This window comes from Streptomyces viridosporus (genome assembly GCF_002078235.1).
Lineage (GTDB): Bacteria > Actinomycetota > Actinomycetes > Streptomycetales > Streptomycetaceae > Streptomyces > Streptomyces viridosporus.
Genome location: NZ_MSGP01000553.1, coordinates 1 through 11744, shown reverse-complemented (window position 1 = coordinate 11744; position 11744 = coordinate 1). Strand labels below are relative to the sequence as shown.

Annotated in this window: 10 protein-coding genes; 9 read left to right on the top strand and 1 reads right to left on the bottom strand. The window is 72.9% G+C overall.

Annotated elements, in window-relative coordinates:
* The 5 genes from B7L92_RS32180 to B7L92_RS32160 all read left to right on the top strand — a co-directional run.
* Nucleotides 1-1187 (top strand): nicotinate phosphoribosyltransferase (locus tag B7L92_RS32180; protein ID WP_255311238.1); only part of this gene is annotated, 1187 nt, incomplete at its 5' end.
* A gap of 11 nt (nucleotides 1188-1198) precedes the next feature.
* Nucleotides 1199-1483, top strand: a complete 285-nt coding sequence (locus B7L92_RS32175; RefSeq protein WP_081240824.1) for a DUF1876 domain-containing protein — start codon at nucleotides 1199-1201, stop codon at nucleotides 1481-1483.
* Nucleotides 1484-1601: 118 nt separating this feature from the next.
* On the top strand, nucleotides 1602-1799 hold the full coding sequence (locus B7L92_RS43990) for an Hsp20/alpha crystallin family protein (protein WP_438364038.1): 198 nt from the start codon (nucleotides 1602-1604) through the stop codon (nucleotides 1797-1799).
* 44 nt (nucleotides 1800-1843) lie between these two features.
* Nucleotides 1844-2716 (top strand): universal stress protein, encoded by an 873-nt coding sequence (locus tag B7L92_RS32165; protein ID WP_081240823.1) that lies wholly within the window; start codon nucleotides 1844-1846, stop codon nucleotides 2714-2716.
* A 61-nt stretch (nucleotides 2717-2777) separates the two neighbouring features.
* Nucleotides 2778-5174: a glycoside hydrolase family 65 protein gene (locus tag B7L92_RS32160; protein WP_081240822.1), complete on the top strand. Its 2397-nt coding sequence runs from the start codon at nucleotides 2778-2780 to the stop codon at nucleotides 5172-5174.
* A 49-nt stretch (nucleotides 5175-5223) separates the two neighbouring features.
* Here the strand turns inward: B7L92_RS32160 and B7L92_RS32155 are convergent, their stop codons facing one another.
* Nucleotides 5224-5673, bottom strand: a complete 450-nt coding sequence (locus B7L92_RS32155; protein ID WP_081240821.1) for a pyridoxamine 5'-phosphate oxidase family protein — start codon at nucleotides 5671-5673, stop codon at nucleotides 5224-5226.
* Nucleotides 5674-6174: 501 nt separating this feature from the next.
* Here B7L92_RS32155 and B7L92_RS32150 point away from each other — a divergent pair.
* From B7L92_RS32150 to B7L92_RS32130, 4 genes are all read left to right on the top strand, one after another.
* A complete protein-coding gene (locus B7L92_RS32150; RefSeq protein WP_081240820.1) occupies nucleotides 6175-7452 on the top strand; it encodes a GAF domain-containing protein in 1278 nt (425 codons plus the stop codon).
* 106 nt (nucleotides 7453-7558) lie between these two features.
* Nucleotides 7559-9082 carry an acetaldehyde dehydrogenase ExaC gene (gene exaC / locus B7L92_RS32145; RefSeq protein ID WP_081240819.1) on the top strand — a complete coding sequence of 508 codons (1524 nt, stop codon included), beginning with the start codon at nucleotides 7559-7561 and terminating at the stop codon, nucleotides 9080-9082.
* Between the two features lie 733 nt (nucleotides 9083-9815).
* A complete protein-coding gene (locus tag B7L92_RS32135; RefSeq protein WP_081240817.1) occupies nucleotides 9816-11048 on the top strand; it encodes a zinc-dependent alcohol dehydrogenase in 1233 nt (410 codons plus the stop codon).
* 90 nt (nucleotides 11049-11138) lie between these two features.
* Nucleotides 11139-11339: a hypothetical protein gene (locus tag B7L92_RS32130; RefSeq protein WP_081240816.1), complete on the top strand. Its 201-nt coding sequence runs from the start codon at nucleotides 11139-11141 to the stop codon at nucleotides 11337-11339.
* Nucleotides 11340-11744: the final 405 nt, after the last annotated feature.

The following is an 11744-nucleotide window of genomic DNA, read 5'->3' as shown; positions in this document are numbered from 1 at the left end:
CTCCCCTCCGGCACCGCCCGCACCCGGCCGGTGAACCGCAGGCCCAGCAGGGGTTCCAGGTCCCGTGGCGGGCGGTGCCGGAGGGGAGGGTCGTCCTCGCCGGAGAGCCCCTGCTGGAGGTGACGGCTCCCCTGCCGCAGGCGCAACTGGTCGAGACGTACGTGCTCAACCAGCTCAGCCATCAGACGACGATCGCCTCGAAGGCGGCGCGGTGCGTCCTGGCGGCGTCCGGGCACCCGGTCGTGGACTTCTCCCTGCGGCGGACCCACGGTCCGCAGGCCGGTTTCCAGGCCGCCCGGCTCGGTGCGATGACCGGATTCGCGGGCACCAGCAACGTGGTCGCGGCCACGGCCGTGGACGTGCCCGCCGTCGGCACGATGGCCCACTCCTTCGTGGAGGCGTTCCCGACCGAGGAAGAGGCGTTCCGCGCGTTCGCCCGGGCCCACCCCGGCCCCGTGACCCTCCTCGTGGACACCTACGACACCGAGGCGGGCGTCCGCGTCGCGGCACGCGTGCTGCGGGACCTGCACCTCGGGCCCGGTTGCGCCGTACGCCTGGACAGCGGCGACCTGGAGGCCCTGGCGGTGCGGGCCCGGGCCGTCCTCGACGGAGCGGGCCTGCGGGACGTGCGGATCACCGTCAGCGGTGGTCTCGACGAGTACGCCGTGGACGACCTGGTCCGCTCCGGGGCACCGATCGACGTCTACGCGGTCGGCACTCGCGTCGGGGTCTCGGCCGACGCTCCGTACCTGGACTCGGCCTACAAGATGGTGGAGTACGACGGGCGACCGGTCATGAAACTCTCGTCGGCGAAGGTGACGGCGCCCGGGCAGAAGCAGGTGTTCCGTCGTCCCGGCTGCGCCGACGTGATCGGCCTCGCCGATGAGCGGCCGCCACGCGAGGGCACGCCGCTGCTGGAGACGGTGATGCGGGACGGGCGGCGCACCGGCGAGAGGTCCACGCTCGGCGAGTGCCGGGAGAGGTTCGCCGCGGACCTGGCCGCGCTGCCGCCGGCCGCCCGGCGGATCCGGGCCCCCGTCGCACCTCGTGCGACGCCCTCCGAACGGCTGAGCACCCTCACCGACCACGTCCGGCGCCGTCTCGCGGAGCGGACGGCGGCACCCGCCGCGCGGCACGGGGTGTCCGAACGAGCCGCATCCGGATCGCACCGGTCCGTACCGAGCTGAGGAGGAGAGCGATGCCGCACACAGGGGAATGGAAGGTCCGCCTCCACCTCTTCCAGGACGGGGGGACGACGAAGGCCCGCGCGGTGGTCGACACCGGAACCAGGGAGCTCACCGGCCACGGGGTCGCGCACCGCAATCCGGCGGACACGGACGTGCCGGAGATCGGCGACGAACTGGCGGCGGGCAGGGCCATGCAGGACCTCGGCCGGCAGTTGGTGGGGATCGCCGAACGCGACATCGAGGGCACGGGCGCGGCCGGGCCGGGCCCCCGCCCGGCCGTCGGCTGGCCGGCGTGACCGCAGGGCGGGCGCATCAGCCGGAACGACCTCGAGGGCCCGGCACCCGCCCGGGGGCCCGGCCCCGCAAGCAGCGGATCCGTCCCCGGACGTCGACACCGAGCACATCACCGCGGAGTTGACCAACGGAGTCCTCACGCTGCGCGTCCCCAAGGCCGAGGAGGCCAAGCCGCACCGCATCGAGATCACCGGCCGAGCCGGGCGGGGCCTGCGGTCCCGGACCGATGACGCGTCGCGTCCCCCACGGCCCGGGACCGGCAGGGCACCGGCCGCGTGGTCCGTATGTCGCGGCAGGTCCCGGGCAGTGCGACGGTAGTGACAGGGGGTGTGTCAGCGGTCGCACAGGAAGGTGAGGGAACCATGGAACTCCCCCTGGTGGTGGGTGTCGACGGGTCGGACTCCAGCCTTCAGGCACTGGACTGGGCGGTGGACGAAGCGGCACGCCATGGTCTTCCGGTGCGTCTCGTCCATGCCTCGCTGTGGGAGCGCTACGAGGCGGCCCGCCCCTCCCTCAGGACCGATCGCCCCGCTGAAGAGGTCCTGGCGGAGCACATCGTCGCGTCGGGCATCGAACGTGCCCGGCTCCGCGATCCCGAGGTGAAGGTGTCGGGCGATGTGCTGCCCGACGATGCCGTGTCCGTGCTGCTGCACGCGGGGCACGAGGCGTACGCCCTGGTCGTGGGCTCACGCGGCCGTGGCGGAATAGCCGGGCGGCTGCTGGGATCGGTCGGTCTCACCGTGGCGGCCCGTGCCGTGTGCCCGGTCTTCGTGGTCCGTGGCCCGGAGCAGAACCGGCAGGGCCTCTTCGGACGGGTGGTGGCCGGCGTCGGCACCCCGGCCACGAGCACGAGTGCCGTACGGTTCGCCTTCCGCGAGGCCGAGGCACGCGGCTGCGCCCTGGACGCCGTACGGGCCTGGCGCAGTCCGGTTCATGAGCACGCGGACCACTCCCTCGCCGATGACGCCGCCCGTGCCCACGAGGAACGCGCCTCGGCCAACCTCACCGACGCGCTGAGCGAGGCGATGCGGCTGCACCCCGAGGTCGAGGTGCGCCGCAGGCCGGTCGAAGGCCCCGCGCACCGGGTCCTGCTGCACACCACGACCGAAGCCGACCTGATCGTCGTCGGCGCTCTGCGACGGCACGGCCACTTCGGTCTGCAACTCGGCCGCGTCGCCCACACCCTGCTGCACCACTCCGCGTGCCCGGTCGCCGTCGTTCCCCGGCGGGCCTGAGCACCGTCCTGCGGACCGCACGCCGTGATCGCCGTGGAGGGAGAGGGGGTGGCAGCCGCGGATGCCGGAGTGGACCTGGGAGTACGAGGGATACGACCCCGCTGCCGAGCGGTTGCGCGAGTCGCTGTGCACTCTCGGCAACGGCTACTTCGCCACCCGCGGCGCGGTGCCCGAGAGCCGAGCGGGGGTGGTGCACTGCCCGGGAACCTACGCAGCCGGCTGCTACAACCGTCTGGAGTCGAGTGTCGCGGGGCGGCAGGTGGTGAACGAGGACCTGGTCAACCTGCCGAACTGGCTGCCCCTGCGGTTTCGTCGCCGTCCCGCCGACGGACCGTGGGGTCCGTGGTTCTCTCCGGACACCCGCGCCCTCCTCGACCACCGGCACACCCTGGACCTGCGCCGCGCCACGTTGACCCGCGCGTTCCGCCACCGGGACGGGGCGGGCGTGCTGAGCGTGGAGCAGACGCGCCTCGTCCACATGGGGGACCCCCATCTGGCGGCGCTGCGGACGGTTTTCACGGCCGAGGACCGGCCGGGGGAGATCGAAGTCGAGTCCGCCCTCGACGGCGGTGTGATCAACGGCAATGTGCACCGTTACCGGTCGCTCAACCACCGTCACCTGACGCGGGTGGAGACGGGGACGGAGGAGCCCCGCACGGTGTGGCTGCGCTGCCGCACCAGCTCCTCCGACATCGCGATCGCCCTGGCGGCCCGGACCTCGGTCACCGGGCAGCGGCCCGCCTCGTCGGAGCTGCTGCCCGCCCGGCAGCGTGCCGTGCACCGTCTGGTGATCCCCCTCGTTCCGGGCCGCACCGTCGGCGTGGAGAAGACCGTGGCGCTGCACACCTCACGCGACACGGCGATCGCCAATCCGCTCGAGGCGGCCGTCGACCGTGTGACCGCGGCCCCGGGCTTCTGCGCACTGCTGGACTCCCACACCGCCGCTTGGGGGCGGTTGTGGCGACGCGCGGAGGTCCGGGTTCCCGGCGAGGCAGGTCGCGTCCTGCGCCTGCACCTGTTCCACGTCCTGCAGACGCTGTCACCGCACACCGCGGACCTGGACGTGGGGGTGCCGGCCCGGGGACTGCACGGCGAGGCCTACCGGGGCCACGTCTTCTGGGACGAGTTGTTCGTGCTGCCGTATCTGAACCTGCACTTTCCCGAGGTCTCCCGAGCACTGCTGACCTACCGCCACCGGCGTCTGCCGCAGGCGTGCCGCGCGGCGGCCGCGGCCGGCCGGGCGGGGGCGATGTACCCGTGGCAGAGCGGCAGCGACGGACGCGAGGAGACCCAGGAACTGCATCTCAACCCCCGCTCGGGGCGCTGGCTGCCGGACCGCTCCCGGCTCCAGCACCACGTCGGCTCGGCGATCGCCTACAACGTGTGGCAGTACTGCGAGGCCACCGGCGACACCGAGTTCCTCCACACCAAGGGTGCGGAGACGCTGCTGCAGATCGCCCGCTTCTGGGCGCACACCGCGGTCCTCGACCCGGAGACGGACCGGTACCGCATCCGCGGGGTGGTCGGCCCCGACGAGTACCACGACGGCTACCCGGACGCCCCCCGGCCCGGCCTGGACGACAACACGTACACCAACGTCACCGCCGCCTGGGTCCTCTGCCGTGCTCTGGACCTCGTACGGCGGCTTCCCGCATGGCGCCGGGAGGAGCTGTTCGAACGGGTGCGGCTGGACGGCGGCGAACTCTCGCGGTGGGAGGAGGTGTCCCGGCGACTGCGCGTGCCGTACCACCGGGGCGTCATCAGCCAGTTCGAGGGCTACGACGACCTGGCCGAGCTGGACTGGGACGGCTACCGCTCACGGTACGACAGCATCCGGAGACTGGACCGGATCCTCGAGGCCGAGGGCGACTCGGTCAACCGCTACAAGGCCTCCAAACAGGCCGACGTCCTCATGCTCGGCTACCTCTTCTCGCCCGCCGAATTGCGGTGGTTGTTCCAGCGTCTGGGATACCCGATGGACGACGACGTCTGGCGCGGGACCGTCGACTACTACCTTCGGCGCACCAGCCACGGCTCCACCCTCAGCGGACTCGTCCACGGCTGGGTCCTCGCCCGGGTCAGACGGGCCGAGGCGTGGAGTTACGTCCGTGAGGCCCTGGAGTCGGACGTCGCCGACCTCCAGGGCGGCACGACCGGCGAAGGCATCCACCTCGGTGCCATGGCCGGGACCCTCGACCTGGTCCAGCGCGGCCTGACGGGGCTGGAGACCCGCGAGGACGCCCTGTGGCTGGACCCGGTGCCGCTTCCGGCGCTGTCCGAGTACGGGTTCCCGCTGCGCTATCGCGGTCACTGGGGCGTCGACGTGCGACTGCGGAGCGGGCGGTTGCGGGTCGGTGTGCCCTCCTCGGAGGAATCACCGATCCGCGTCGTACTCGCCGATCGGGCCGTCACCATCGCCCCGGGGGAGACGTGCACGCTCGTGCTGCCTGCGGGGTGATCCTCCCGGCGGGCCGGACGTCCCTCCGCCCGGACCCCGTGAGCGGCCGTCATCCGCCCGTCGCTGCCAGGTTCACCCCGTACAGGGCGCGTCCGCCGACGAGTTCGCGTCCGGTGACCGGCTCGGGCTCGACACGGACGACGACCTCCCGCGGCGCGGGCACCCAGGAGACCGGGCCGGCGCGGGTCAGGCGCTCGTGCTCGGCAGGGTCGGTCACCACCGTGGCCGGGCCCGTGACGACGACGCTCCAACCGGCCTGACGGACCGCGTCGACGTGGTCGGCCTCGAAGGCGACCACCGCGCCGTCGATCGCGCGGACCAGTTCCGAGGCCGAGGCGGTACGCGGCAGGACCGCGCCGTCGGCGTCCAGGCAGAAGTTGACCGGCAGCACGGCGGGCAGGGCCCGGCGCGTGAAGACGACGCGGCCGACGGGCACTTGGGTCATCAGCCGCAGGCACTCCTGCCGCCCTGGTTCGCGGAAACCGTCATCGGGGTACATCTCCGGCCCGTCCTTCGCTGGTACAGCGGTCCTGCGTCCTTCCACCCTGGGTCGGGCGAGGCCGGAAGGTGAGGGCCAACGGTCCCGTTCCCGCTGGAGAACGGCCCGGCGCCCCGGCCGCGCTCGGCGGCCGGGTCCCACGGGAGCGGCCGCCGAAGCCGGTGGGCGAGCCCGTCACCACTTCCCCGCCGGTGGACAGGCCCGTCACCACTTCCCCGCCGGTGGGGTGCGGGGAGCCCCGCTTCCCCGGTCGGCAGGAGGAGTCGGGCGCTCTGCGGGGCGGTGATGCCGGAGCCGCGCGGGTGCCGTGTGCGCCTGACGCACAGTCAGGTGACCGCGTCGCGCCGTGGGGTGCGACCGGTCACGACCGTCCGCTCGGCGAGCACCCGCGCGGGGAACCCGGCCGGCGACGGCAGAGGATCGCCGCCCCGTCGAAACGGTTGTCGCCACGCACCCCCCGGGCGACGATGTCCCCAGCGCATCGCCCTGTGGGAGGCCACGTTGACCGATCCCTGGGTGGCCCTGGAGCCGGGGGCCGACCCCGCCGAGCGCGTACGCGTGCTGCACCGGGCTCACGAGACCTTCACGGCGGCCGGCACGGTGCCGCGCCCGGTGCGCGGCGTGGTCGCCGACTCGTGGCGGCGCTCGGCACGCGCCGGGGTCCACCCGGACGGCACCGCCGACATCGAACTGACGGACAGCGACCTCGGGGCCTTCCGCGCCGAGCACCCACTGGCCCATGTGATGCCGCTGTTCCGGGAGCTGATGGGCACGTTCGCCTCCGACGGCCGGCACCTGCTGGCGGTGTGCGACGCGCACGGCAGACTGCTGTGGGTCGAGGGGCACCCCTCGACGCTGCGGCAGGCGGGGCGGATGAACTTCGTGCCCGGCGCGCGGTGGGCGGAGAGCGCGGTCGGGACGAACGCGCCGGGCACGGCGGTCGCCGTGGGCCGTCCGGTCCAGGTCTTCGCGGCCGAGCACTTCGTGCGGCGCGTGCAGCCGTGGACGTGCGCGGCGGCCCCCGTGCACGACCCCCGCACGGGGCGGCTGCTCGGTGCCGTGGACATCACCGGCGGGGACGGTCTCGCGCATCCGCACAGCCTGGGGTTCGTCCAGGCCGTGGCGCGCGCGGCGGAGTCCCAGCTGGCGCTGCTGGCCCCAGGACGCCCGGCCACGGGCGGGCCCGGACTGACGGCACTGGGCCGCGACCGGGCCGTACTGACGGCAGACGGCCGCAGGATCCGGCTCAGCCGCCGGCACAGCGAGATCCTCGTCCTCCTGGCCCGGTACCCCGACGGCCTGACCGGCGACGAACTGCTGTGCGCCCTGTACGAGGACGAGTCGGTGACACCGGTGACGCTGCGCGCGGAGCTCGCCCGGCTGCGTCAGGTGCTCGGCCCGGGACTGCTCGCGTCGCGCCCCTACCGGCTCGCGGCGCCCCTGGAGTCGGACATCGCCGTCGTCGAACGCCGGCTGGCGGCCGGTGCGGTCACCACCGCCCTGGCCGCCTACGCGGGCCCGCTGCTGCCCGCCTCCCGGGCACCGGCGGTCGTACGGCTCAGGCGCCGCCTCGCCGACGGTCTGCGCGCGGCACTGATCGCCCGCTCGGACGCCGACCTGCTGGCCGACTGGGCCCACGCGCCGTGGGGCGAGGAGGACCTGGACGTGTGGCGGGCCCTGGCCGCGTCCCGGCCGACGGCATCGAACCGGGCCCGGCTGGCCGCGCTCGAATCGGAGCTGGCGGCCCCGGACGGCTGGGCCCGCCCCGAGGGCCGGTAGCGTCGCAGCCCGCCCGCCCGCAACGTGGATGCAACGTCCGCGTCCTTACGCTCCGGCGCAGAGCTGCCCAACGGCGGGCAGCGCCGCTGAAGGAGGCCGGTTCCGCATGACCCGTTACGCGTCGCCCGGAAGCGAGGGCGCGATCGTCTCCTACCAGCCCCGCTACGACCACTTCATCGGCGGGGAGTACGTACCTCCGGTCAAGGGGCAGTACTTCGAGAACCCGAGTCCGGTGAACGGGCAGCCGTTCACCGAGGTGGCGCGCGGTACGGCGGAGGACGTCGAGGCGGCACTCGACGCGGCCCACGCGGCCGCGCCCGGCTGGGGGCGCAGGCCGGCGGCCGAGCGGTCCGACATCCTGCTGAAGATCGCCGACCGCATGGAGGCCCACCTGGAGTCACTCGCGGTCGCGGAGAGCTGGGAGAACGGCAAGCCCGTACGGGAGACCCTGGCGGCCGACATCCCGCTGGCCATCGACCACTTCCGCTACTTCGCCGGCGCCGTGCGCGCCCAGGAGGGCTCGCTCAGCGAGGTCGACGACGACACGGTCGCCTACCACTTCCACGAGCCGCTGGGCGTCGTCGCCCAGATCATCCCGTGGAACTTCCCCGTCCTGATGGCGACGTGGAAGCTCGCGCCCGCGCTCGCCGCGGGCAACGCGGTCGTCCTCAAGCCCGCCGAGCAGACGCCGGTCTCCATCCACTACTGGCTGAGCCTCGTCTCCGACCTGCTGCCGCCGGGCGTGCTGAACATCGTCAACGGCTTCGGCCCGGAGGCCGGGAAGCCGCTCGCCTCCAGTCCGCGGGTGGCGAAGGTCGCCTTCACCGGCGAGACGTCCACGGGACGGCTGATCATGCAGTACGCGGCCGAGAACCTGAAGCCGGTCACGCTGGAGCTGGGCGGCAAGTCGCCGAACATCTTCTTCGACGACGTGTGGGAGAAGGACGACGAACTGCGCGACAAGGCCCTCGAAGGGTTCACGATGTTCGCGCTGAACCAGGGCGAGGTGTGCACCTGCCCGTCCCGCGGGCTGATCCAGCGCGGCAACTACCCCGACTTCCTGGCCGCGGCCGTCGCCCGCACCGAGCTGATCAGGCCCGGGCACCCGCTCGACACCGACACGATGATCGGCGCGCAGGCGTCCAGCGAGCAGCTGGCCAAGATCCTGTCCTACATCGACATCGGCCGACAGGAGGGCGCCAAGGTCCTCACCGGTGGCGAACGCGCCGATCACGACGGCGACCTGAAGGGCGGCTACTACGTGCAGCCGACCATCTTCGAGGGCGACAACCGGATGCGCATCTTCCAGGAGGAGATCTTCGGCCCCGTCGTCTCGGTGGCCTCGTTCGACGGCTTCGACGACGCCATCAGGATCGCCAACGACACGTCGTACGGTCTCGGCGCGGGCGTGTGGACCCGCGACATCAACACGGCCTACCGCGCCGGCCGCGCCATCCAGGCGGGCCGCGTCTGGACGAACTGCTACCACGCCTACCCCGCGCACGCGGCGTTCGGCGGCTACAAGCAGTCCGGGATCGGCCGGGAGACGCACAAGATGATGCTGGACCACTACCAGCAGACGAAGAACCTCCTGGTGTCGTACTCCCCGAAGAAGCTCGGTTTCTTCTAGGCACGGAAAGAGGGCGCCTGACCAGGGCGGATGCCCGTCAGGCGCCCTTCTCGGCGCACGCCTGAGCAGCGAGTCGAAACACTGCCTCACTCCCGATGCCTCCCACCGGTGTCCCGGCTTCGACCAGCGGTTCCGGGGCATTTCCGGGCCAGGGTCTCCTCCAACGCACCCTCCGCATCGTCCGTCGGCTCCTCCCGCCGCCGCATGGACTCCTCGATCAGGCTGTCGGCGTGGTTGCGCGCTTCGGCAGACGCGAAGACCGCGCGGAGGCGGCCAGGCAGCTGCCCGGTGGCGGAGGTGAGAACCGTCACTGCCGGTCACGACATCCGCCCGGCACGACCTCCGATGCCTTGCTGCCCGCGGTGGTTCCGGATCCCTCCTCGGGCACGGACAGCGGTGCGACAGCGCCCGATCGCCCGGGGTGGACTGCGTGGAGTTGCTCGACCGGCTCTGTGATCGCGACCCCGAGTACTCCTGGGGTCACCGGATGCGGCCGCCCGGGACCGTTGACATGGTGGAGGCCCGAGCGGGAACCCGGCCTGGAACCTCCCCCATGTGCCCTATGACCCGGACACCGACCCCGAGTCCATGACCCCACGAGGCCGCCCACTGGCCCTCGCCGGGCGAGGACGAGGAGTCCGGCGAGGGCCCAGTCCCGGAGGAGCCCGAACCACAGCGCCGGCGCCCGCGGGCCTCCGCACGGCCGGCGGCACCACCACGAAGGGAAGACGCAGTGCGCGCACTGACCTGGCAGGGCAAGGAGGACGTCCGCGTCGAGGACGTCCCGGACCCGGAGATCACCGAGCCGACCGACGCCATCATCAAGGTCACCTCGACCGCCGTCTGCGGCTCCGATCTGCACCTCTACAGCCCGCTGGGGGCTTTCATCGATCCCGGCTACGTGCTCGGCCACGAGCCGATGGGCATCGTCCAGGAGGTCGGCCCCGAGGTCACCCGCATCAAGCCCGGCGACCGGGTTGTCATCCCGTTCAACGTCTCCTGCGGCAGCTGCTGGATGTGCGCCCACGGGCTGCAGAGCCAGTGCGAGACCACCCAGGTGCGCGAGCAGAACACGGGGGCCTCACTGCTCGGCTTCGGCAAGCTCTACGGCGACGTCCCCGGCGGCCAGGCGGAGTACCTCCGCGTGCCCCAGGCGCACTACGGCGCCATCCCCGTCCCCGACGACGGCGAGCCGGACGAGCGGTACCTCTACCTCTCCGACGTCGTGCCCACCGCGTGGCAGGCGGTGGAGTACGCAGACATCCCCGACGGCGGCTCCGTCGTCGTCCTGGGGCTGGGCCCGATCGGGCAGATGTCCGCCCGCATCGCCCGCCACCGCGGCGCGGCCCAGGTCATCGGGGTCGACCTCGTGCCCGAGCGGCTGGCGATGGCCCGCCGCCACGGCATCGCCACCCTCGACCTGCGCGACGTCGACGACCTGCCCGAGGCGGTTCGCGACCTGACCGGCGGCCGGGGCCCGGACAGCGTCATCGACGCCGTCGGGATGGAGGCCCACGGCTCGCGCGTCGCCGAGGCGATCCAGAAGGGCGCCAACCTGCTGCCCGACGCGCTGGCCCGCCCGATGCTCAAGAACCTCGGCGTGGACCGCCTCGGCGCCCTGCGCCTGGCCATCTCCACCGTCCGCCGCGGCGGGACCATCTCCCTCTCCGGCATCTACGGCGGCGTCGTCGACCCCGTGCCGATGCTGGAGCTGTTCGACAAGCAGGTGAACCTCCGCATGGGGCAGGCCAACGTGCGCCACTGGACCGACACCCTCATGCCCCTGGTGAGCGACCCGGCCGACCCGCTCGGCGTGCTGGACCTGCGCACCCACCGGCTCTCCCTGGAAGACGGGCCGGGAGCGTACGAGACCTTCCAGAAGAAGCAGGACGGCGCCATCAAGATCGTCCTCGACCCCACCCTCCCGGCCACCGGCGCGCCCCACACGTCGGCCACGAACGCCTAGGGGGTCGCGCCGGCGGCGGACCGGCCATGAGGGTCGCCGGCGTCGGGGCCGGCGGCCACGTGAACCGCTCCGGGGCTGGTGGAGACTGTGATGTACCCCGCCGTGAACCGCGTCTCGACGACAGTCGACATATTCCCGCAACGGCAGACGAAGCCGCACCAGGAGCGACTTACGTCATCGACGCAGGTCAGGTACACGCAAACGCCGTACCAGCAGCAGACCAAGACCCTCCCGGTGTCGTACTCGCCGAAGAAGCTCGGCTCCTTCCAGCCGCGACAGAAGGGCGCCTGACCTCGGCCGAAGCCGGGCGGGCGCCCTTCTCGACGCGTCAGGCCATCACCGGCGACCGGGGCGGGCGCCACTGTCCGAGGAGCCGCGTCCGCCCCCGCCGTTGCGGTCCCGTCGATCTCCGGCCCGGCGAGGAGGGCGCCCAGCTCGTACCGGGTCCCGCGCCGCAGGCCGCGCGGGTCGGACGTCCCCGGGGGTCCCGGACGATTCCCGGCCAGAGGCCGGTGAGAGTGCACCTTTTACGGTGCCGGACGGGTTCACACAGGACAAAAGCGCCCGATTTGGAGCGTCCCCGGGGCATACCGGACCATGGGCGCCGCCCCGGCGACCCCGGGCAGCAGTTCGAAGAGAGGCGCACCACCCCATGCACGTCACCGGAACCGTCCCGCCGTCGGCTCCGGCCCCGCA